Annotated in this window: 23 protein-coding genes and 1 tRNA gene; 13 read left to right on the top strand and 11 right to left on the bottom strand. The window is 66.7% G+C overall.

Going from position 1 to position 20404, the window contains the following annotated elements; translation table 11 throughout:
• Nucleotides 1-4: 4 nt before the first annotated feature.
• Genes hypA through ACESMN_RS06620 form a run of 4 tightly spaced genes read right to left on the bottom strand, consistent with a single transcriptional unit; the run spans nt 5 to nt 2287 of the window.
• Complete coding sequence (gene hypA, locus ACESMN_RS06635) at nt 5-376, bottom strand: hydrogenase maturation nickel metallochaperone HypA (RefSeq protein WP_373052806.1); 372 nt, start codon at nt 374-376, stop codon at nt 5-7.
• Nucleotides 369-1487: a nickel-dependent hydrogenase large subunit gene (locus ACESMN_RS06630; RefSeq protein ID WP_373052805.1), complete on the bottom strand. Its 1119-nt coding sequence runs from the start codon at nt 1485-1487 to the stop codon at nt 369-371. Before ACESMN_RS06630 ends, hypA begins: the two co-directional genes overlap by 8 nt.
• Complete coding sequence (gene hybE, locus ACESMN_RS06625; protein ID WP_373052804.1) at nt 1465-1992, bottom strand: [NiFe]-hydrogenase assembly chaperone HybE; 528 nt, start codon at nt 1990-1992, stop codon at nt 1465-1467. The genes ACESMN_RS06630 and hybE overlap by 23 nt, the downstream gene beginning before the upstream one ends.
• Nucleotides 1993-1999: 7 nt before the next feature.
• Nucleotides 2000-2287, bottom strand: coding sequence for a HypC/HybG/HupF family hydrogenase formation chaperone (locus ACESMN_RS06620; protein WP_373052803.1), 288 nt, complete (start codon nt 2285-2287; stop codon nt 2000-2002).
• Nucleotides 2288-2550: 263 nt separating this feature from the next.
• Between ACESMN_RS06620 and ACESMN_RS06615 the strand changes: the two genes are divergently transcribed.
• From ACESMN_RS06615 to ACESMN_RS06590, 6 genes are read left to right on the top strand one after another with little or no spacing between them, the layout of a single operon-like run.
• On the top strand, nt 2551-3075 hold the full coding sequence (locus tag ACESMN_RS06615) for a HyaD/HybD family hydrogenase maturation endopeptidase (protein WP_373052802.1): 525 nt from the start codon (nt 2551-2553) through the stop codon (nt 3073-3075).
• Entirely contained in the window at nt 3072-3506 is a 435-nt protein-coding gene (locus ACESMN_RS06610) for a hydrogenase expression/formation protein (protein WP_373052801.1), read from the top strand. The genes ACESMN_RS06615 and ACESMN_RS06610 overlap by 4 nt, the downstream gene beginning before the upstream one ends.
• 41 nt (nt 3507-3547) lie before the next feature.
• Nucleotides 3548-4609 (top strand): hydrogenase small subunit, encoded by a 1062-nt coding sequence (locus ACESMN_RS06605; protein ID WP_373052800.1) that lies wholly within the window; start codon nt 3548-3550, stop codon nt 4607-4609.
• Nucleotides 4610-4611: 2 nt separating this feature from the next.
• Complete coding sequence (locus ACESMN_RS06600) at nt 4612-5265, top strand: nitrate reductase (protein WP_373052799.1); 654 nt, start codon at nt 4612-4614, stop codon at nt 5263-5265.
• A complete protein-coding gene (locus ACESMN_RS06595) occupies nt 5262-6629 on the top strand; it encodes a (Fe-S)-binding protein (RefSeq protein WP_373052798.1) in 1368 nt (455 codons plus the stop codon). The genes ACESMN_RS06600 and ACESMN_RS06595 overlap by 4 nt, the downstream gene beginning before the upstream one ends.
• The gene (locus tag ACESMN_RS06590) at nt 6626-8365 is read left to right on the top strand and encodes a nickel-dependent hydrogenase large subunit (protein ID WP_373052797.1); all 1740 of its coding nucleotides are present in this window, start codon (nt 6626-6628) and stop codon (nt 8363-8365) included. The genes ACESMN_RS06595 and ACESMN_RS06590 overlap by 4 nt, the downstream gene beginning before the upstream one ends.
• Before the next feature lie 236 nt (nt 8366-8601).
• Here the strand turns inward: ACESMN_RS06590 and ACESMN_RS06585 are convergent, their stop codons facing one another.
• Nucleotides 8602-9492, bottom strand: coding sequence for a bile acid:sodium symporter family protein (locus tag ACESMN_RS06585; RefSeq protein ID WP_373052796.1), 891 nt, complete (start codon nt 9490-9492; stop codon nt 8602-8604).
• A gap of 260 nt (nt 9493-9752) precedes the next feature.
• On the opposite strand from ACESMN_RS06585, the gene menA reads away from it, so the two are divergent.
• Together menA and ACESMN_RS06575 are read left to right on the top strand one after the other, a co-directional pair.
• Nucleotides 9753-10625: a 1,4-dihydroxy-2-naphthoate octaprenyltransferase gene (gene menA, locus ACESMN_RS06580; protein WP_373052795.1), complete on the top strand. Its 873-nt coding sequence runs from the start codon at nt 9753-9755 to the stop codon at nt 10623-10625.
• A gap of 97 nt (nt 10626-10722) precedes the next feature.
• Entirely contained in the window at nt 10723-12228 is a 1506-nt protein-coding gene (locus ACESMN_RS06575; RefSeq protein ID WP_373052794.1) for an SDR family oxidoreductase, read from the top strand.
• A gap of 15 nt (nt 12229-12243) precedes the next feature.
• On the opposite strand, the gene ACESMN_RS06570 is transcribed toward ACESMN_RS06575, so the two are convergent.
• Nucleotides 12244-12729, bottom strand: a complete 486-nt coding sequence (locus tag ACESMN_RS06570) for a Crp/Fnr family transcriptional regulator (protein ID WP_373052793.1) — start codon at nt 12727-12729, stop codon at nt 12244-12246.
• Between the two features lie 148 nt (nt 12730-12877).
• Between ACESMN_RS06570 and ACESMN_RS06565 the strand changes: the two genes are divergently transcribed.
• The gene (locus tag ACESMN_RS06565) at nt 12878-13303 is read left to right on the top strand and encodes an SRPBCC family protein (protein WP_373052792.1); all 426 of its coding nucleotides are present in this window, start codon (nt 12878-12880) and stop codon (nt 13301-13303) included.
• Between the two features lie 70 nt (nt 13304-13373).
• Nucleotides 13374-14963, top strand: a complete 1590-nt coding sequence (locus ACESMN_RS06560) for a DUF255 domain-containing protein (RefSeq protein ID WP_373052791.1) — start codon at nt 13374-13376, stop codon at nt 14961-14963.
• A gap of 266 nt (nt 14964-15229) precedes the next feature.
• On the opposite strand, the gene ACESMN_RS06555 is transcribed toward ACESMN_RS06560, so the two are convergent.
• Together ACESMN_RS06555 and ACESMN_RS06550 are read right to left on the bottom strand one after the other, a co-directional pair.
• Nucleotides 15230-16024 carry a type III pantothenate kinase gene (locus ACESMN_RS06555; RefSeq protein WP_373052790.1) on the bottom strand — a complete coding sequence of 265 codons (795 nt, stop codon included), beginning with the start codon at nt 16022-16024 and terminating at the stop codon, nt 15230-15232.
• A complete protein-coding gene (locus tag ACESMN_RS06550; RefSeq protein ID WP_373052789.1) occupies nt 16017-16841 on the bottom strand; it encodes a biotin--[acetyl-CoA-carboxylase] ligase in 825 nt (274 codons plus the stop codon). The genes ACESMN_RS06555 and ACESMN_RS06550 overlap by 8 nt, the downstream gene beginning before the upstream one ends.
• A gap of 19 nt (nt 16842-16860) precedes the next feature.
• On the opposite strand from ACESMN_RS06550, the gene ACESMN_RS06545 reads away from it, so the two are divergent.
• Nucleotides 16861-17640 carry a lytic transglycosylase domain-containing protein gene (locus ACESMN_RS06545; protein ID WP_373052788.1) on the top strand — a complete coding sequence of 260 codons (780 nt, stop codon included), beginning with the start codon at nt 16861-16863 and terminating at the stop codon, nt 17638-17640.
• A 115-nt stretch (nt 17641-17755) separates the two neighbouring features.
• Here ACESMN_RS06545 and ACESMN_RS06540 read toward each other — a convergent pair whose 3' ends face one another.
• The 3 genes from ACESMN_RS06540 to ACESMN_RS06530 all read right to left on the bottom strand — a co-directional run bounded on the left by ACESMN_RS06540 (nt 17756) and on the right by ACESMN_RS06530 (nt 19263).
• A complete protein-coding gene (locus ACESMN_RS06540; protein ID WP_373052787.1) occupies nt 17756-18067 on the bottom strand; it encodes a DUF1840 domain-containing protein in 312 nt (103 codons plus the stop codon).
• Between the two features lie 111 nt (nt 18068-18178).
• A complete protein-coding gene (locus ACESMN_RS06535; RefSeq protein ID WP_373052786.1) occupies nt 18179-18826 on the bottom strand; it encodes a hypothetical protein in 648 nt (215 codons plus the stop codon).
• 347 nt (nt 18827-19173) lie between these two features.
• A tRNA-Ser gene (locus ACESMN_RS06530) sits at nt 19174-19263 on the bottom strand.
• A gap of 146 nt (nt 19264-19409) precedes the next feature.
• Here ACESMN_RS06530 and ACESMN_RS06525 point away from each other — a divergent pair.
• Together ACESMN_RS06525 and ACESMN_RS06520 are read left to right on the top strand one after the other, a co-directional pair.
• Entirely contained in the window at nt 19410-19541 is a 132-nt protein-coding gene (locus ACESMN_RS06525; protein WP_373052785.1) for a hypothetical protein, read from the top strand.
• A 137-nt stretch (nt 19542-19678) separates the two neighbouring features.
• Nucleotides 19679-20356, top strand: coding sequence for a Bax inhibitor-1/YccA family protein (locus ACESMN_RS06520; protein ID WP_373052784.1), 678 nt, complete (start codon nt 19679-19681; stop codon nt 20354-20356).
• Nucleotides 20357-20404 lie beyond the last annotated feature (48 nt).

Genomic DNA, 20404 nt, shown 5'->3' with positions numbered 1-20404 from the left:
CCGGTCAACCCGGCCGGCCCGGCGCTTCTGCCCGCGCGTCCACCTCGAGATCCAGCACCCGCATCTCCATACCGCCGGTCGCGTGGACCTGGTAGCCGCCGCAGAGTGGACAGGCATCGTAGAGCGCGGCGATCCCCACCGTGGTGCCGCAGTCCAGGCACCAACCCTGTCCCGGCGTGTCCACGATCTCAAGAACCGCCGAATCGGCCACACTGTTGCTCATCACGGCGTCGAAGCTGAACCGCAGCGCCTCGACCTCGACGCCCGCGAGCTGTCCCACCTCCACGCGCACGCGCCGCACGCGCTCGAATCCGCTCGCCGCGGCCTGGTCCTCGATGATCCGAAGGATTCCCTCGGCCAGAGCCATCTCATGCATGCAGGATCTCCAGTTCGTATTGCACGCAGGGATCCAGCGCCATCACCTGCAGCGTAACCATCTCCCGGAGCTGGGGCTCATCCGGGGCCTGAAGCTGCAGCAGGCCCTCCCGCGCGGGCCCCTCCGGATGAAAATTCCACTCCGTGGGCGCCACGATCCGGTAGTCCCGTATCCCGTCCGGCACGGCCTCCTGCCAGTGCATCAGGACTCCGCGCACCATCTCGAGCGCCACCATCGATTCATGCGCGCCGCGCTGCCAGGCGATGCCGAGCCTCGGTTCGATTCCACGCTGCAGCGAGTCTAGCGCGCCGGCGAGTTCCAGCACCCGTGCCAATACCCGCAGCCAGGAATCCGGAACGCCCTGGCAAGCCAGCATCGCCGCGATCAGCGGATGCGCCGCCTGACGCGGCAGGGGCCCCATCTCGAAGACCTGACCCTGATGGTCGGGCCGCCAGTGGAAGTCCGGGTCCGATTGCAGCCGCGGCAGGGCTGTCTGCACCATCGGTTGCAGATCGCGACCCCGGAAGAATGGCAGCGCCGAAGGGCCGAGACCCGTCAGGCGGGGCCGCAGCCGCGCGAGCAGGCCCGCCAGCGGCGTCGGCGCCTCTTCCAGCCACTGCGCCAGGGAATCGGGCTCCGGATTCTCGAGCCAGGCGAGATTCGCGTGTCCGAACAGATCCGCGAAGGTCTTGCCCGCCCAGTTGCCGGCGGCTTCACGATCCGTCGCGAATCGTGTCCGCTCGCCCAGCAGCTCGCGCACCGGGGCCGGTTGCTGGGGTTCCCCGACGACGCGCGGCCAGTCGAGCCCCAGCCGCCACAGGTGCTCGCGGATGTTCTCCAGGCGGATGCGTTCGGCCCAGTCCGCAATGGCGTTGCTGTCCGGCGCGCCGCTGCGCAGCACGGCCTCCAGGGCCTCGACCGCGACGGACTGCGCGTCTCCGCAGAGGCTGTACAGGCGCGGGATGATCGCGCGCGCCTGTCCGGGTGCCCTGCCGGTCAGCAGGGCCGCGGGCTGCGGTCGCCGCGAGCGGACTTCAGCGCGTTGCACCACCCGCCCGTCCCATTCGAGGCGCAGTTCGACCCTGCCCTCAGCGGGAATCGCCGTCGTCATTCAGAAAGTCTCCGCGCAGCACGCGGCGACGGTCGAAATCGCGCCCGGCGTTGCGCCGGAGCGCCGCGATCGGCCCGCCCCCCTGACGCTGCGGCTCTGGCCGCCGCAGATCGGGGCCGGGCCGGAGCAGCAGGGACAGCGTTTCAAAGGCGACCGCCCGGGCCGCCGCCTGATCCTCGAAGCGCTGCATCGGAGAGAACAGCGAGCAGGTCTCGTAGGGGCCGACATCCTCTTCCCGGGCGCCGATGAAATCCACCGGGCCGCGCGGCAGTTCCCGCGTGCCGAACGCGCCCACGGCAATCGGGTCGTCGTCGGGCAGGCGCAGCAGGTTCATCGCCCAGGGAGTGATCAGGACGCCCACGCGCGCGGCGCCGCTGCGCCGGAAACCGACGGCCTCGACAGCGAGCCCGTGATGCAGCAGCGGAAGGTCCTGCATGCGCTCCCGCTGGATGCGGCCGAAGACCTCCTCCAGCTGCTGTCGCACCGCTTCCGCGTCCCCGTTCACGGGTTGCCTACCGGGGTGGCCCGACCGCCGAGGGCAGCTCGAGGTCACTGAAGAAGCCGTCGAGATCGGTCTCGCCGCGCATCGCCGCCTCGAGGCCCAGCACCGCCTCGTCGATCTGGCGCGCCTGTTCCGGGGTCAGGACCTCGCGGGCATGGTCCTGCAGCGCCAGCACCCAGGTGCCCACCGGCTGTGGCCCGATCAGCATCATGTTCAGCCGTCGGCGCTCGCCACGCCGCTCGCAGAGAGCCACGCATTCGTCCGTCTCGAGCACCTGCATCGGAATCCCAAGGCACATCGCGTTTCCACCCCTTGAATCGATATCAGGCCAGGTGCATCGGATCCCGCCAGGGCCGCCCGGCACCGGCCTCCATGCCCAGCACCTTCCCACACTGGAACGGGGCCGAATGTGATCTAGATCACCGCCGGGAAAGACCCACTAACGCATTCTGTGTTCGAGCATAAGACAACGCTGATTTTTTCACACATCCCGAGAATTTATCACACGAAACACGGGTGCCGTGGGCCGGACCAATGCACCCCCAGGCAGGAAGGGTAGCGATGATCACGATCACAGACCGGGCCGATTCCGCGCCGCCCTCCCCCGCCACCAGAAACCGCCAGGTTCTGGTCCTGGGCCTCGGAAACATCCTGCTGAGCGACGAGGGTGCCGGCGTGCATGTCGTCAAGCAACTGGCGGACACGCACACGGGGCTACCGGACGTCGAATTCATGGATGGCGGCACGCTGAGCTTCACGCTGGCGGACGCCATCGTCACCACGGACTCCCTGATCGTGGTCGACACCGCCGCACTCGAGACCGAACCCGGCGCGGTGCAGGTGTTCGAGGGCGACGCGATGGACCACTTCGTCAGCACTGGCGCCAAGAGCAGCGTGCACGAGGTGAGCCTGTCGGACCTGCTCGCCATTGCCGCGCTGGAAGGCCTCCTGCCCCGCCGCCGGGCGCTGGTCGGTATCCAGCCTCAGGATTTCGACTGGGGTGATCAACCAACGGCGGCCGTGGCCAACGCCCTGCCCGTCGCCTGCGAGAGAGTGATGGAACTGGTCCGGAGGTGGCAGGCATGAGCCTGAAGGACATCCCGGTCAAGCTCGATCCGGGCCCGGGGCCGGGATCGCCCGAAACCACGGGGCTCGCGGTCGCCCTGCTGCGGGAGATCGCCGATCACCTGCTGGCGGTCTCCCAGGGCGGTGAGCGCCAGGTGGTGGAGCTCACGAACCTTCCCCTCAGCGAGGGCGACCTGCAGCTCCTGGAGGCGAAGCTGGGACGCGGAGAGGTCGAGGCCCGGATCAATGCGGCCGGTCCCACCGAGGTCTTCGAGACCGCGTTCCCCGGGGTCTGGTGGGTTCGGTACCTCGGCGAGGGCGACCGCATGATCACACAGCAACTGGAGATCGGCACGGTGCCGGTGATCCTGGAGGCACATGAGGAGGACATCCAGGCGAGCGCCAGACGTTTTCCGTCCATGTTCGATGAACTGGACACGAACCACCATTGACCACTCGCAATCCAGCGACGACTTGCACAAAGGGGGTCGGCATGAAAGAGCATGATTTGACGTTAGGCGAGGAACTGCGCCGCCAGGGCATCTCCAGGCGTTCCTTTCTCAAGTTCTGCGCGGGGGTCGCCTCATCGATGGCCATCCCTGCCGCGATGGTGCCGGCGATGGCGGACTCGCTTGCCCAGGCCCGCAGGCAGCCTGCGATCATGATGGCCTACCAGGAGTGCACCGGATGCCTGGAGTCCCTGACCCGGTCGTTCGCGCCCACGCTGGAAAACCTGATCTTCAACTTCATCTCCCTGGACTTCCAGCACGCGCTGCAGGCGGCCGCGGGCGATCAGGCGGTCGAGGCAATCAAGACCTCGATGAAGGAGAACTGGGGCAAGTACCTCCTGCTGGTGGATGGCTCCATTCCGCTGAACGACGACGGCATCTACTCGGTGTCGCACGGTCAGAGCCACCTGGACTCGCTGCGTGAACTGGGCGAGGGTGCGGCCGCGATCGTCAGCATCGGCACCTGCGCGAGCTTCGGCGGGATCGGCGCGGCGAGTCCGAACCCGACCGGCGCAGTGGGCGTCGACCAGATCATTACCGACAAGCCGATCCTGAACGTGCCGGGTTGCCCTCCGATGCCCGAGGTGATGACCGGCGTGCTGACCAGCTTCCTCGCCTTCGGGGCCCTGCCGGAGGTCGACAGTCTGAAGCGGCCCAGGGCCTTCTTTGGTGACACCATCCACGACCGCTGTTACCGGCGCACGTTCTACGACCAGGGCAAGTTCGCGGACAGTTTCGATGACGAGGGCGCGCGCAACGGCTGGTGTCTGTACAAGCTGGGTTGCAAGGGTCCGATCACCCACAATGCATGTGCGACGCTGAAGTTCAACGAGGGGGTCAGCTGGCCCATCCAGTCCGGTCATGGTTGCCTTGGCTGCTCCGAACCGAATTTCTGGGACAAGGAGGGCTTCTACAAGCCGCTGTCGGCGGGCCAGTGGGGTAGCGCAGAGGGCATCGCGGCCGCGGCCGCGGCCGGTGTGGCCCTGGGCGCGGTATCCGCCGTGATGTCCCGCCGCAATCAAAACAAAATCTCGGGAGGCAAGTAGCCATGACACTCCTTGACTTTGCACGCGGCCCCGCGATGCAGATCGCGATCATCATCTTCGTGGCGGGCATCCTGTGGCGCCTCGTGGGCGTCTGGGCCCTGCGACAGAAGAAGGATCTCTCCGAGGCCCGCCAGACGGGCGCCTGGGTGGGAGGCCTGAAGGGCCTGTTCGTTCACGCCTGGCCGTACAAGCCCTTCGTGCCCAAGGTGGGTGCCCAGTACATCATCGGCTACATCATCCACCTGGGGCTGTTCATCGTGCTGATCTTCGGCACGCCGCACATGCTCTTCTTCGCCGACATCGTGGGCTTCACCTGGTGGACCCTCCCGGGCGGGGTGATCACCGCGGTCGCCGTGATCACCACCCTCGCGCTGTTCGTCGCGTTGATCAAGCGGCTGGTCAACCCGGTGCAGCGGCTGATCTCCAACTTCGATGACTACGCCACCTGGTTCGTGACCACGGCACCGTTTGTCACCGGCCTGATCACCAACATGAACATGTGGCCGGACTATGAAACCGGGCTGGCGATCCATCTTCTGAGCGTCTGGCTGCTGCTGATCTACTTCCCGTTCGGCAAGCTGATGCATTCCTTCTGGTTCGTGGTGTCCCGTTACACCACCGGTTCCCGTTTTGCACGTAGAGGGGGCATGGCATGATTGATACAACCCAAACCGAAATCGAACTCGATCACGAGTCCAGGCGCCTCTCCGTTACCAAGCCCGAGGAACGCTTCGACGTCCAGGGCGACATGAGCGACGATGAGCGCGTCGAGAAGGCGATGGTGAACTTCGCCAAGGACTTCGGCCGGGTCGCGGCCACCTACATGGAGGCCTGCATCCACTGTGGTGCCTGCGCCCATGCCTGCCCCTTCTACGAGGTCAGCGGCAACCCGCGCCACACCCCGATCTGGAAGCTCGAGCCCTTCAAGCAGGCCTACAAGCGCGAGGCCGGCCCGTTGGCCTTCCTGTACAAGACCCTCAACTTCAAGCCAAAGGTCACGGTCGACGAACTCAAGGAGTGGCAGGAACTGCTGTACGACACCTGCACCATGTGCGGCCGCTGCACGCTGATCTGCCCGATGAGCATCGACATCGCCACCCTGGTCGGCACAGCGCGCCACGCGATGTTTCACGCCGGCCTCGTCCCGCACGAGCTGTACACGGTCACCGAAAAGGCGCAGAAGGAAGGCAGTCCGCTGGGGGCGACGCCCTCGGTCTTCGAAGACCGCATCGAGTGGATGGGTGACGAGCACGAAGTCGAAATGAACGTGAACGAGGACCAGGCGGACGTGCTCGTGCTGATGTCCTCCATCGAGATCCAGAAGTATCCGGAATCGATGGCGGCGACGGCGAAGATCCTGAACCACATGGGCAAGTCCTGGACCTTCCGCACCGACGGCTACGAGGCGACCAACTTCGGGATGCTCTCGGGCAATACCGGCTGGCAGAGGGACATGTCGATGAAGGTCATCAGCGCCGCCGAGAAGATCGGTGCCAAGTTGGTGATCCTTCCGGAATGCGGCCATGCCTACCAGGCACTGCGCTGGCAGGGAGCGAACATGTACGGGAAACCCCTGCCCTTCAAGGTCCAGCACATCTCCGAATTCCTTGCCGATGCAGTCGATTCGGGAGCCCTGAAGCTGAAGACCGTGAACAAGTCTGTCGCCTTCCACGATCCCTGCCAGGTCTCGCGCCGCGGCGGAGCCACCCCGGCGCCCCGCAAGGTGCTGGAGGCGCTGGGTCTGGATCTGAAAGAGGCCGAGAGCGGCGGCAACCTGAACTTCTGCTGCGGAGGCGGGGGCGGCGTGATCACCATCCACCGCGCCGACTCGCTCCGTCATGGCATCATGGCCAACAAGTTCCGGCAGCTGGACGCGACCGGTGCAGAAATGATGGTCACCAGCTGCTCCAACTGCCGCCAGAACTTCGACGAGAGCGGCGAGGAACTGAACTGGGGCAAAGACATGAACAGCCTGCTCGAACTGGTGGCTGAAAACCTTGTAGAGGAAGGCAAGCGATGAGCGCAGATAGAGTTGTAGTTGATCCCATCACCCGTATCGAGGGTCACCTGCGCATCGAGGCGGAGACGGACAACGAAGGGCACATCAAGAGCGCATACAGCTCGGGAACCATGGTGCGCGGCCTCGAGATCATCATGCAGGGCCGCGACCCGCGCGATGCCTGGGCCTTCGCTCAGCGCATCTGCGGGGTCTGTACCCTGGTGCACGGCATGGCCTCCATCCGTTCGGTCGAGGACGCGCTGGACTACCCGATCCCGCCAAACGCCCAGCTGATCCGCAACATGATGAGCGGAGCCCAGTACATCCATGACCACGTGATGCACTTCTATCACCTGCACGCGCTGGACTGGGTGGACGTGGTCTCAGCGCTGGACGCGGACCCGAAGGCGACCTCGGAGCTCGCGCAGTCGATCTCGAACTACCGAAACTCCTCGCCCGGATACTTCTCGGATGTGCAGAAGAAGGTGAAGAACCTGGTCGAGTCCGGTCAGCTCGGGATCTTCGCGAACGGCTACTGGGGCCATCCGGAGTACAAGCTGCCCGCAGAGGCCAACCTGATGGCGGTGGCGCATTACCTCGACGCCCTCAGCTGGCAGCGCGACGTGGCCAAGCTGCACGCGGTATTCGGCGGCAAGAACCCGCACCCGAACTTCGTGGTCGGCGGTGCCCCCACCCCGTTCAGCGGCGGGCCGGAGGGCGGCGGTCAGACCACCCTGAACGACACGGGGCTGAGCATCGTGCGCGACGCGATCCTGCGGATGCAGGAGTTCGTCGAACAGGTCTACCTGCCCGACACCCTGGCCATCGCCGGCTTCTACAAGGACTGGTTCGAGCGTGGCGAGGGCGTGGGCAACTTCCTGACCTGCGGCGACTTCCCGGCATCGGGGTACGGAGACGTGTCCGACTACCTGATCCCGGCGGGCGTGATCCTCGACCGGGACCTGTCGACCATCCACCCGCTGGACCTGAAGGATCCGGAACAGGTGCAGGAGTTCATCTCGCATTCCTGGTACGACTACCAGGATGGCAAGGACGTGGGCCTGCATCCGCACGCCGGCGAGACCAAGCTGAACTACACCGGTCCGAAGCCGCCGTATTCGCATCTCGACGTGGAGAAGGATTACTCGTGGCTGAAGTCCCCGCGCTGGCGTGGACGCCCGATGGAGGTCGGCCCCCTGGCCCGAGTGCTGATGCTCTATGCCAGCGGTCACGAGCCGACGCGCGATCTGGCCACGATGGCACTGACCCAGCTGGACCTGCCGGTGACGGCGATGTTCTCGACCATGGGCCGCACCGCCGCCCGGACGCTGGAGAGCAAGATCATCGCGGACAACATGATGGTCTGGTACGACAACCTGGTAGCCAACCTCAAGAGCGGCGACCACAGCACCTTCAACGAGGACCTCTGGAACCCGACGAGCTGGCCGCAGCACGCCAAGGGCGTGGGTTACATGGAGGCGCCGCGGGGCGCACTGACCCACTACTCGGTGATCGACGATGGCAAGCTGACCAACTACCAGGCTGTCGTGCCCAGCACCTGGAACGCCGGGCCGCGTGACGCCGAGGGCCAGCCGGGTCCCTACGAGGCCGCGCTGATGGACAACCACCAGCTGGCGGTCGAGGGGCAGCCTCTGGAGATCCTGCGCACCATCCACAGTTTCGATCCCTGCCTCGCCTGTGCGGTGCACATGGTCGGACCGGACGGGAAGCCGGGCGTGACAGTCAAGGTCAGCTGACCGAACCTCCGGAAGCACTGCACGTGCTTCCGGCTTTCTGGCCTTCACGGCCAGCCCGGGCCGGGGGAGAGATCCCGCCGGCCTTTTTTATCGTTACCCCGTAGGAGCGGCTTCCAGCCGCGATCACGCACGTGCTACCCGATCGCGGCTGGAAGCCGTTCCTACAGGGGGTTCTGCTCCAGAACCGCAGGAAACCAGCTCCCTGGACGACCCCCCCAACGCCGATTCGAACCGCCTCAGGATCGCTCCGCGACCGCCACCAGCTGCCGGTCGCGCCACAGGCAATAGAACACCCACAGAAAGACCGGCACGTTCATCAACAGGCCATAGAGCAGCGGCAGGAGACCCAGTGCCGGCAGTTGCAGGATCGCAAAGGCCACCATCATCGCCACCCCGGCGTTCTGAACCCCGACCTCCACCGTGATCGCGCGCGAGCTCTCCCGGGGAAGCCCGAACTGCCGGGATGCCCGATAGCCCATCGCCATGGCCGACATGCACAGCAGCAGCACGGCCAGCGTCTCCAGGCTGACCAGCGCCGGCAGGCGCTGATGGTAGGCAACGAACAGCGCCACCACGATGCCGACCATGGCCACGCCAGTGAAGACCTTGACCACGGGAAGCCAGGCCTGAGCGGTGCGGTCACCCAGCCACAGGCGCAGCGCCATCCCCAGGGTCACCGGAACCACCGTCACCAGCAGGAGCTGACCCACCGTACTCCAGTAGGGAAGCGCAAACCCCTCCGCGGCAAGGCCCAGCAACTGGAAATTCCAGCCCATGATCAGCGGCAAGGTAAACGGCACCAGCATCGCCGCGATCGCGGTCAGGCTGACCGAGAGGGCGAGATCGCCCTGAACCAGGTAACTGAACATGTTCGAGGTCGCCCCACCCGGCACCAGTGCCACCAGCAGGAGACCCGCGGCCGCCATCGGCGGCAGCGGCAGCAGCAGCACCAGGACCCAGGCAAGCACGGGCAGTGCGAGCATCTGCAATCCGAGGCCCAGCGCCACCCTGCGGGGGTGCTGCAGAACACGCGTGAAGTCCCGGGCGGTGAGACTCAGGCCCATGGCCAGCATCACGCTCGCCAGAATCCAGGGCAACACCGCCTGCGGCAACCACTCCCCCGCCATTTCGCTCCCTTGCCATACCGATTGGGGCCGGTCCGTCAGACCCGCATGAAGGGGGGTCGCGGATGCTAGACTGCCGCCGCACGGGATAACAGGGCCCTTGTCGCCCTGTGGATACCCCTGCGGCAAAGTCGGAGGATAGCAGCCACCCCGCCCCGGGCGCACACTTCCCTGGCCGGGATCCGGAGAAGCCGTGGCGCGTGACCCCGGGGCCTCGTTGCGGCAGGGTTGTCGGGATACAGGATACCGAGGATGCATCTACCTTGAATTCCCTTCAGGTCTGGTCGCATACGGTCCGGCCGCGGACCCTGCCCGCCGCGGTGGGGCCGGTGCTGCTGGGACAGGTCCTGGTGGTGGAGGGCCACTTCTCGTGGACCACCGCGATCCTGTGCGTGATCTGCGCCCTCGCGCTTCAGATCGCGGTGAATCTGGCCAACGATCTCTTCGACGGGCTGTCCGGCGTTGACCAGGCGGATCGCCTGGGCCCCACGCGTGCGCTGCAGAGTGGGCTGCTGAGCGTCGGGCAGCTCCGCCTCGGCCTCGTGCTCGCGCTTGGGGTGGCGGTGACCACCGGACTGTGGCTGATCATCTTCGGTCACTGGCTGCTTTGGCTGCTCGGTGCGCTCGCGGTGCTCGGCGTACTGGGGTACAGCGGCGGACGCCGCCCCTACGCCAATCGCGCACTGGGCGAGGTGGCCGTCTGGCTGTTCTTCGGGCCCGTGGCGGTCCTGGGCAGCCTGCTCGCCCAGCGCAGTCCGATCGGCATCGAGTCCATCGTGGCCTCGGTGCTGGTCGGTCTCCCGGTCGCTGCGATCCTGGTGGTGAACAATCTGCGCGACCGCTACGGCGATGCGCGGGCCGGCAAACACACGCTGGCGGTTCGGATCGGCCCGCGCAACACCCGGTTGCTGTTTGCCGGCCTGGTCGTGGTCCCGGTTCTCTTCGCCCTGCCCGGCGGGCAGCCGGACTGGACCTGGCTGCCCTGGGCCGCCCTGCTCGTCGGCGCCGTGGCGCTGAGCCGCGAGACCGCCAGGCGGGACGGTCCCGCGCTGAATCCGCTGCTCGGCTGGACCGCGATGTTCTCCCTGCTCTTTGCGCTGTGGCTGGCGGTGCGTTACGGGGAGATCCTCCTGTGAGCCTGCGGCCGCACGCCAGCGTCGCTGGGCGTTCTGGACGCGAATCCCGCGGTGGCGGATCCTGCCCGCGGATCTCCCCTCACCGAGGATCGGCACGATGACCACGCACACCCAGCCCGATGCGGTAACCGACGCCCCCGACCGTAAGCTGCGGCTCGTCTTCGGCGCCAGCGGATACATCGGCACCCACCTGGTGCCGCGCCTGATGGCCGCGGGCTTCAGCGTGCGGGCGGCGGCGCGCTCACCGGAGGTCCTGCAGGCCCGTGAATGGACCGGGGTCGAACTTGTTGCCGCCGACGCCCTCAAGCCGGAGACCCTGGGCGCCGCGCTGCGCGATGTCGATACGGCGTACTACCTGGTGCACTCGATGGCCGCCGGCCGCGACTTCGGGCGGATCGACCTGGAGGCCGCGAGCAACTTCGCCGCCGCCGCGGCCGCCGCCGGTGTACGCCGCATCGTGTATCTGGGCGGCCTGGTTCCCCCCTCCGCCGACACCGAGCACATCGTCTCCCGCGAGCGCACCGGCGACTTGCTCCGCGAGGGGATCGTGCCCGTAACCGAAATCCGCGCCGGCATCATCGTGGGGCCAGGATCGGCCGCGTTCGAGGTGATGCGCGATCTGGTGTTCCATCTGCCCGTGATGATCACCCCGCGCTGGGTCCTCGCGAAATCCCCACCCATCGCCCTGGAGAACCTGATGGGCTATTTGGTGCGGGCGCCGGAGGTGCCGGCCACCGAGGGCAGAATCCTCGATGCGGCCGGGCCCGAGCACCTGACCTACGCGGAGATGATGCGGATACTGGCCGAGGAGGCTGGCAGGCGGCCACCCCGCATCATCCCGGTGCCGCTGCTCACGCCCCGCCTGTCCTCCTACTGGCTGCGCTTCGTCACCGCCGTCCCTACCCCGGTCGCCCGAGCGTTGATCGAGGGCATGCGCCAGGACTTCATCGCCGACAACACGGAGATCCATCGGCTGATGCCGCAGGAGCTGCTGGACTTTCGCGCCGCGGTGCGCGCGGCCTTCGAGGCCGAGCGGCGGCACGAGATCGCTGCCCGCTGGACCGAGGGGGCCTTCGCATTCCGGGACTACCGGCCCGACTACGCCTACTACGCCAAGCGCGCCAGCGGCGAGGCCGTTGCCAAGGCCTCGGTCGAGGACGCGTGGAAGGTGGTCACATCGATCGGCGGCGGCAATCGGTACTTCTACATGAACACGCTCTGGAAGATACGCGAGATTCTCGACTGGATGGTCGGCGGAGCGGGGCTGAGTTACGGCCGGCGAGACCCGGAGGAGCTGCGGGTCGGCGACACCGTCGATTCCTGGCGCGTGATCGCGATGGAACCCGGGCGGCGCCTGACGCTGTTCTTTGGCATGCGTGCACCGGGCTCGGGCGTGCTGGAGTTCGAGCTCGTACCCGAGGACACCGGCACGCGCATCCGCGCCACCGCATACTGGCACCCGGCAGGCGTCTGGGGACTGCTCTACTGGTATGCCCTCGTCCCCGCCCACCTGTTCATCTTCGCGGGCATGACACGGGCGATTGCCCGTCGCGCCGAGGCACTGGCACGTTCCCGGAACGGCGGCACAGGACCGGACGTCTGAGCCGGTGACGCCGGCTCAGTAACGTCCGTGCTGATGGGAGATGTAGTTGGACATCTCGACGAACTGAGCATTCATACGGTGCAGGATGTTGTGCCCGACCTGCACGATGTTCTTCATCACCTGATACACGAGCCAGGGATCGGATTCGATCAGCGACTCGAAGTCCCGGCGGTTGAAGGTGCACACCGTCGGGTTGCCGATCGCGCGCAGGGACGCGCTGTGCGGACGCCCGCCGACGAAGCCCATCTCGCCGGCCAGATCCCCGCCCTGCAGGATGTGCAGCGTAACCTCCTGACCGCCGCCGACGTTGCGGGTCACCGCCAGCTTGCCCGAGGTGATCACGCACAGGGCGTCGTCGGTCTCACCCTCCTGAAAAAGCTTTTCGTTATCGTTAAGCTTGCGGCAGTGCGTGATGCCCGCCAGCCGCTTGACCTGCTCATCGGAGAGCCCCGCGGTCAGCCGCGTATCGCGCAGGTCCGTGTAGTTGTCGTTTTCGTCCATCTTGTCCCCCGGATACCGTGATGGTGTTGCGGCGCACAGTATCCAACCGGGGTCGCCAGAGTTCAATGCCCGGGCGTGAGCGCGGCACGCCGTTGCGGTGCTCCGGGATCCGGGCCGAAACAGGGGGCTGCCCCAGGGAGCATCGCTGATGCCATCGATCGAAACCCAGGCCCACCTGCCCGCGGACCCGCACACGGTCTTCAGACTGCTGCGCAACGTGGAAGACTTTCCCCGGTACACCCGGGCGGTGGAGACCGTCACCCCGCTGGGCGGCGAGCGCTATCAGTGGAGCGTCCGTGTGGGCGGGGTGCGCTACCAGTGGATCATCGAGATCATTCAGAGCCAGGAGCCGGAGCGTCTCACCTGGAAGTCCGTAACCGGCATCGCGAATACCGGCCGCTACCGGCTGATGCCGGCCAGGGGAGGCACCGATCTGCGCCTGGTGATCGACTACACGCTGAACAGCCGCCTGCTGGACAAGACCGTCGGGCGCGTCGCCGGTCCGGTCGTGCGCCGCATCAGTGCGGAGGTCCTGGAACGGGTCCAGGAACGCCTGGCCGCGGAGGGTGCCTGAGCACGCCGCCCCGATCCCCACGATTCGCAAGGGACCGGAATTCCGGCCCGGTCCCCACGTCGAAGACGGTATGAAGCGTACCGCAGACCCAGATCGCGACCGCCTCGCCGGTGTCCAGGCCGAGACCGGTCTACGCGCCCATTCGGGTCTGTCGGCGGTGGTGCTGCTGTCGTTCCTTTGTCTGACCCTTGCACTCGGGGCATCGCGAACCGCCGCCGAGACCGATTACGCGGAAGGATCCCGCATCGACTGGAACACCTTCCACCCGGGGCTCTTCCACCGGGCACGCACGGAGAATCGTCCGCTGTTCCTGTATTTTCACGGGCAGTGGTGCACCTGGTGCCGGGATTTCCAGAACGAGAGCCTGGAGCACGACGGCGTCGTCGACGCAATCCGAGCCGGCTACATCCCGGTGCTGATCGACCTTGACCGTCGCCGTGATCTCTTCACCCGATATGGTGGCCGCGGCCTCCCCTTCGTGGTCATCGTCGATGCGCAGGACGAGGTCCGGGGCCGGTTCACCGGCCACGTGGGCCCGGCCGACCTGACCCGGCTGCTGACCGAACGCCGGCGCCAGATCTCCGTGACCGGCCGCGAGGTCGCACCCGCCGACGAGCCGATCGAGACGGTCGAGGCGTTCCGCGGGATGCTGGACGAGGTCTACGATCCGCGCAGCCGGCGGCTCAGCGGCAGCGGAATGTTCGGGACCCTGAGCAAGCGCCCGCAGCCCTGGACGCTTGGCTTCCTGCTGCGCCAGGATGAGTGGCAGGAGCGCGTGCGGGCGCTGCTTGATCAGACCATCGAGGATCTCTGGGACGCCGAGGAAGGCGGATTCTTCTTCTTCTTCGATCCGGACCAGCCGGATCCGGAGCGGGCGCGCGAGACCTCCAAGCGTCTGGACCAGAATGCGGCCTTTCTGTGGCTCTTCTCCGACGCCTATGCGCGTCTGGGGATCCCGGCATACCGCGAAGTGGTGGAACGCAACCTCGACTACCTGCGGAATCACCTCTGGGATCCCGGGGAGCAGCGCTTCTTCGGCAGCCAGTTTTCGGATGATCTCTACTACGCCCAGTCCCTGGAGGGGCGGCAGGACCTCGCGCCGCCGCCGGTCGACCGCACCAGTTTCACCGACGCGTCGAGCCAGATGATCGCCGCACTCGTACACGCCGCCGACGCGCTCGCGGATCCCTCCCTGCTCGACTGGGCCGGGGCCGCACTGAAGTCCATGCAGCGGGACCTTGGAACCGAGGACGGCTATCTGCATGCACTGCCGCCCGATGGCCCGCCGGAACTCGAGGGCTATCTGCCGGCCCAGGTCTGGCCGGGGATCGCCTGGCATCTCTATCTGAACGCGACCGGCGCCAGTGACCGGCAACCCGAACTGCGGCTGCTGGAGACCGTTGCATCCTTCAAGGACGCGGATCTCGATGCGTACCGCGAGCGCAGGAGCCCGGAACTGGAGCCGTGGGTCGAGACCCGTACCCAGGCGGCGCTGGCATGGTGGCTCGGCCGGCTCGATCCGTCCGCCGTGGCCGCCGCCGGGATCCGACCGGAGAAGGTCCGCGACCAGTTGTGGATCGTTCCCGGCGACGACCCTGATGACGTGGCGCTGGGTTTCCGGGCCCTGGAGCGCCCTGCACCCCTGGGGACAGATCTATAAATCTGTCCCCATTCTTTCCTCCATTCCTTCCGCTTTCCTCGTCGTTTCTGCCGCCGGCCCTTCCCCCGTCGTTTCCGCTCGACCGTTACCGGATTCCGGCGGAGGCGAGTCGGCGAGGGAGTCGAGCAACCGGATCTCGCCTACATCGGACTCAAGCTGCGACGAAGGGCCCTGTCGATCCGGGTGCAGGTAGGACCGGTACAGACCCGATGCCAGATACGCGAGATTCAGACCCAGCAGGAGCAACAATACCCAGCGCATGCTCATCAAGCAGTGCCCCCCTTCCCCCGGCGGGGCCGCAGATGGCACCACAGACCGTCGAAGACCAGTCCCGGAACCACGTGCACGGGGCGCTCGAGCAGGGTCGACAGCCAGCCTGCATCACCACCGGTGAGCCACCACTCCACGCCCTGCTGCGCGCCGCCGGCCTCCGCGCCGAGACGCTGCACGGCACCCGCGAGGCCGAGCCTCCATCCGTGCAGCAGGGCCTTCCCGGTGTCGTGAGCCGGGAGCACGGCCGAATCCGCCGGGAGGGTCGCACCCGTGAGGCGCAGTGTCGGCGCCACCTGGGTCTGGAGCGCATCCGTAAACAGGCGATTCACCGCCTCGAGCCCCCCACGCAGGCCGGGCAGTATGTAGCCCCCCAGATGCCGCCCATCCTCATCCAGCAGGTCGACTGTCACCGCCGTACCGGCATCGACAATCACCGCCGGTTTCCGTGTCCGGGCCACGACGCCCAGCAATGCGCAGTAGCGATCGGCCCCGAACTGCTGCAGATCGTAGTCCAGCCGCAGCCCCCCGGGACCCTCCGCGCGGGGATGGACACTGACGACCGGTACCCCGCCGTAACGGGCCCTGAGGGCCGCGCGGAGGCTCTCTTCGCGCTCGGCCATTCCGACGCGCACCATCCAGACCGCCCGGGGCCGGCACTGGGGCAGTTCCGATGCACTCACTGATGCGGTCCAGTCATGCCGACCCTCCTCCAGCACGAGACCGGTCTCGGAGCGGACCTGCCACTTCAGGCTGGTGCTGCCGAGATCAAACAGGAGGAACTCAGGCACGGTCCACCCGCCGCACCGAGACATCGCCCGAGTACAGCCGCTCGAGACCGCCGGGCCCCTGCAGCAGCAGGGCGCCGTCGACGGGGTCCACGCCGGCGGCGATACCCTCGCGGCCGGATTCCGTCACGCGGACCGGTCGCCCGAACAGGTGGTCGAGACGCCGATAGTCCTCGAGCACCGGCTGCAGTCCATCCCGTGCAAAGGCGTCCCAGGCCCGCGCGATCTCCACGAGGATCGCCTGCAGCAGATCCGTCAGGCCCGGTACGGAGGACGCCGACAGATCGCCGAGGTCGGCCGTCGGCCGATCCACGCCCAGCGCCACCGCGTCCCGGCGATTCACGCCGACGCCCGCCACCACGGCGGGCCGGCACCCCCCGGTGCGCGGCCGCGCCTCGATCAGGATTCCCGCCAGCTTTCGCCCTTCGGGGGTCACGAGGTCGTTGGGCCACTTGAACCCGAAGCCGTGCAGGCCGCAGCGGGACAGCCCGCGCGACACGCCCACCCCGATCGCAAGGGCCAGGGCCGGCGCCGGGGCCTCCCCGGGGCGCAGGGCACGCGCCAAGGAGAAGGTCAGGCTTGAGCCGCCCGCGGACACCCAGGTGCGCCCCCGGCGGCCCTTGCCAGCCGTCTGCTCGCGCGCAACACAGACCCGATAGGCATCGTGCACCAGGGCCTGGCAGTCGAGCAGCTGCCGGTTGGTGGAATCCACACTCGGCAGAAACTCGAAACCGGACCAGCGCTTCGGCAGCTCCCGCTCCAGCCGCCCCGGCAGCGGGTCCAGGGCCTTCCTCCAGGAAACCAGTGAATCGTCAGTCACGTCGGGCTAGAATGCTTGGATGAACCGTCGGCATGTCACCAGGGCCTTGCTGCTGCTCCTACTCGGCGGCCTGGGCCTGCTGTCCGCAAAGGCCGCCGCGGAACTCTACACCTACCTGGATGCAGACGGCACCCGAGTTTACACGGACCAGCGCCCCACCGGGGGAGTGAGCTACCGACGGGTGGGCATCCCCGCAACCAGCGACTCCGCCAACCGCTCCGGCGGGCAGCTCTTCGTCTACCAGCTGCCGAGCGGTGAGCGGCTGGTCACCAATCAGCGCCAGCGCGAGGAGGCCTTGACGCTGATCGCTACCTATGGCCGGCCGACGGCATCCGTGAACTGCCGGCTATCCGCGGACCAGGTGATGCCGGTTGGGTCCGGCCCCTTCGACGACATCATCGTTCGGGAGGCCCGCAGCCGGAACCTCGATCCGCTGTTGATCAAGTCGGTGATCTGGGTGGAATCCTGCTTCGATCGGTACGCCGTATCACGGGTGGGGGCCCACGGCCTGATGCAGCTGATGCCCGCAACGGCCGCCGAACTGGGAGTCACCGACCGCTTCGATCCAGCGCAGAACATCCGCGGCGGGGTGACGTACCTCGCGTGGATGCTGGAGCGCTTCGACCAGAACCTGGATCTGGCCCTGGCCGCCTACAATGCCGGGCCCGGTGCGGTGGAGCGCCACAGGGGCGTCCCGCCGTTTGCGGAGACACGCAACTACGTCAAACGCATCCACGCGCACTACCAGTTGCACGCGGCCGCCTCGGGGCGTGACGGGACACGAGCGGCCGCGAACTGAACGCCCTGCCCCCTCCACGAATCACCCTGCCGGCGATCCAGCCGGCGCGCCCGCCAACCACCACAAACGCCAGAAGCTGCAGCAACGACATCCCTGTCCGTCCGGGATCCGGTCTTCAGCGGTCCCACATCACGTAGGTCTCGGCCTGCTCGGCAGCCTCCAGCAACTGCATCAGCGGCAGCGCGCGATGCGCGAGGCTGACCCTGTCCACATCCGGCGCGGTTGCCTCCTCGGGAGCCGATGGCAGGCTCTCCCCACCCCTCTCGTCGATCGCCGCGCGCAGGCGTTCGAGGGCCTGCGGTACATCCTCGGCGGCGATCGCGCTCGGCACGGTTGGACTGTGTCCCATGTGCTGGATCAGTGCCAGCGCGACGTCGCCGAACATGGTGATGTCGCTGTACGCGGGGGTCCGGAAGGTGACCAGCATGGCAGCCCCTCACTGCAGAAGCCGGCGTCCAGCATAACCGATCATCGAGGTCATCGTCCGGTGCATCCATGGCCCGCGCCACGGGGCAAGCGCGCCGCACCCGGGGAGTGCTCAGCGCATGAACGGCATCATGATGCTCTCGGGACGCGTGAACCGGTTCATGTCGTGCGCCATGCGGCTGACCTCGCTCGCCATGCGCCCCATGCTCTGATTCATGGTGCCCATGCTCTGGTTCATCGTACCCATGTTCTGGTTCATGTGGCCCATGTGCCGGTTCATCTCGCCCATGCTCTCGTTCATGGTGGTCACGTTGTCCGTCATCACCGTCATGCTGTCATGGACCTGACCGAGAGACAGGGTCATGCCGGCGGTGTTGGCGTCCATGTTGGAGACGCTGGACTCCATTGACTCGATCACGCGCACCAGCGTGGCGATCTCGCCGGTCATGGTCGCGACGTTCTGCGAAAGCTGTGCCATGTTGCTGGACATCGCGTCCAGATTGACCTCCATCGCCGGGTCGATGCTGCGGGCCATGGTGGACATGTCGCCGGTGAGGTTGTAGATCAGGTAAAAGCCGGAGAGCGACAACAGTCCGATGATCAGCACCGAGGGGTACACGAGCCGCTCGAAGCGGCGCATGGTGCCCTCGAACGCCCGGAAGAAATTGGTCAGCGCGATCTCGAGCTTGACCATCGCCTTCTGTTCCGGCGACAGATTCTTGTAGTCCGGTGCGAAGGTGCGTGGATCCTTTTCAAACATCCTGGGTGCCTCGACAACGTTGACCGCGGATTCGCGCCTTGCCGCGGCCGTCCGGGCAAAAAACCGTCGGCGGCCGGCGCCCTTCCGCGCGGGTACAGCTCCTGCGGAGCCGCCGGTACCGAGAACGCATCCATGACCTTCAAGGCATCTGCAGCGATCATGGCCTGCCTGCCACTACGGCAGCAAATTCAAGGCCATATGCAGGAATCTAGACTTTTGACCGCAGACCGTCAACGAGAAGGCGCGAATGCGGGGGAGCCGGCAGGTTCGACATCGACGCCACGACCCGAACCGGACGAGCGGTACCTTTGATCACTGGCGGGGTGGCGCATTGCCGTCGCTGCCCGTGGCGGAGAAGGAGGGATTCGAACCCTCGGACGGGTCGCCCCGTCGCCGGTTTTCAAGACCGGTGCATTCAACCGCTCTGCCACTTCTCCACTTGCGGTATTCTGTGTGCTGCCGCGCGGGTTTACAAGCATGGAGCCCCGCAAGGCACGGGCCATCATCTATCCCCGTGCTCGCCCTTTTTCACGAGCACGGGGGTACCACCTGCCCCGGGCCGGTCTCGCGGCTGTCATCATCGATGCAGCGCACCGGATTCGACCAGGTGATCGGCAAGGAGAACATCTTCCGTTCGACCGACGCGTCCATCGAGGCGGTCCAGGCCCGGGTCGCCAAGGACAGAGCGCGCGAGCAGGAGAACCCGCAGGAGTGAGCAGCGGAGCACGGTTTCTGGTTGGTGGCCGGCGGGAACCTCGCCCGCAAACCCTGATCCAAGTCGGGCAGCCTGCAATAGCCGACGCCTGCAGGTAGACTTCGCATCACTCGACACCTGAACAGGAGGATCCATCCGTGGCCGAAGAACGTCTCGCCCGAGCCCGCGCGGGCACCACCGTCGCGGAGACCATCCGCACCAACAGGGTCATTCGCAACACCTATCTGCTGCTGTCGCTGACACTGGCCTTCAGCGCGGTGACGGCCTTCACGGCCATGGCCGTGAATGCCCCGCCCGTACACTGGCTGGTGATGATCGGCGTGCTGATCGGAGGGCCGTTCCTGATCCACGCGGCGCGCAACTCGGTGTGGGGCCTGGTCCTGACCTTTGCATTCACCGGTTTGCTGGGCTTCTTCCTGGGACCGATACTCAGCATGTACCTGGGTCTGCCGAACGGTCCGCAGATCGTTGGCAATGCCTTCGGCACCACGGCGATCGCGTTCGTGGCCCTGTCGGGCTATGCGCTGACCACACGCAAGGACTTCAGCTTCCTCGGCGGCTTCCTGATCGTCGGCCTGGTACTGGCCCTGGTCGCGATCGTGGCCAATCTCTTCCTGCAGATTCCGGCGCTGTCGCTGACCATCTCGGCTGCCGTGGTGCTGCTGCTCTCCGCCGCGATCCTGTACGACACCAGCCGCATGATCCACGACCGCGAGGCCAACTACATCGTGATGACGATCTCGCTGTATGCCAACCTCTACGTGATGTTCCTGCACCTGCTGAACCTCTTCTACGCCCTCACCGGCGAAAACTGAGACCCGCCGTCCACGGACAAGCCCCGCCAGCCGGGGTTTGTCCTTTGC

The organism is Thioalkalivibrio sp. (assembly GCF_041690275.1).
Taxonomy (GTDB): Bacteria; Pseudomonadota; Gammaproteobacteria; order Ectothiorhodospirales; family Ectothiorhodospiraceae; genus Thioalkalivibrio.
This window is presented reverse-complemented; position numbering and strand designations above follow the sequence as displayed.

Coding starts and splice junctions, on each gene's coding strand:
- ACESMN_RS06575 (WP_373052794.1), top strand. CDS start 10,723: ATGACCACGCACACCCAGCCCGATGCGGTAACCGACGCCCCCGACCGT.
- ACESMN_RS06545 (WP_373052788.1), top strand. CDS start 16,861: ATGAACCGTCGGCATGTCACCAGGGCCTTGCTGCTGCTCCTACTCGGC.
- ACESMN_RS06605 (WP_373052800.1), top strand. CDS start 3,548: ATGAAAGAGCATGATTTGACGTTAGGCGAGGAACTGCGCCGCCAGGGC.
- ACESMN_RS06585 (WP_373052796.1), bottom strand. CDS start 9,492: ATGGCGGGGGAGTGGTTGCCGCAGGCGGTGTTGCCCTGGATTCTGGCG.
- ACESMN_RS06620 (WP_373052803.1), bottom strand. CDS start 2,287: ATGTGCCTTGGGATTCCGATGCAGGTGCTCGAGACGGACGAATGCGTG.
- ACESMN_RS06610 (WP_373052801.1), top strand. CDS start 3,072: ATGAGCCTGAAGGACATCCCGGTCAAGCTCGATCCGGGCCCGGGGCCG.
- ACESMN_RS06565 (WP_373052792.1), top strand. CDS start 12,878: ATGCCATCGATCGAAACCCAGGCCCACCTGCCCGCGGACCCGCACACG.
- ACESMN_RS06535 (WP_373052786.1), bottom strand. CDS start 18,826: ATGTTTGAAAAGGATCCACGCACCTTCGCACCGGACTACAAGAATCTG.
- ACESMN_RS06525 (WP_373052785.1), top strand. CDS start 19,410: ATGCAGCGCACCGGATTCGACCAGGTGATCGGCAAGGAGAACATCTTC.
- hypA (WP_373052806.1), bottom strand. CDS start 376: ATGCATGAGATGGCTCTGGCCGAGGGAATCCTTCGGATCATCGAGGAC.
- ACESMN_RS06600 (WP_373052799.1), top strand. CDS start 4,612: ATGACACTCCTTGACTTTGCACGCGGCCCCGCGATGCAGATCGCGATC.
- ACESMN_RS06560 (WP_373052791.1), top strand. CDS start 13,374: ATGAAGCGTACCGCAGACCCAGATCGCGACCGCCTCGCCGGTGTCCAG.
- ACESMN_RS06540 (WP_373052787.1), bottom strand. CDS start 18,067: ATGCTGGTCACCTTCCGGACCCCCGCGTACAGCGACATCACCATGTTC.
- ACESMN_RS06570 (WP_373052793.1), bottom strand. CDS start 12,729: ATGGACGAAAACGACAACTACACGGACCTGCGCGATACGCGGCTGACC.
- ACESMN_RS06595 (WP_373052798.1), top strand. CDS start 5,262: ATGATTGATACAACCCAAACCGAAATCGAACTCGATCACGAGTCCAGG.
- ACESMN_RS06615 (WP_373052802.1), top strand. CDS start 2,551: ATGATCACGATCACAGACCGGGCCGATTCCGCGCCGCCCTCCCCCGCC.
- ACESMN_RS06590 (WP_373052797.1), top strand. CDS start 6,626: ATGAGCGCAGATAGAGTTGTAGTTGATCCCATCACCCGTATCGAGGGT.
- ACESMN_RS06630 (WP_373052805.1), bottom strand. CDS start 1,487: ATGACGACGGCGATTCCCGCTGAGGGCAGGGTCGAACTGCGCCTCGAA.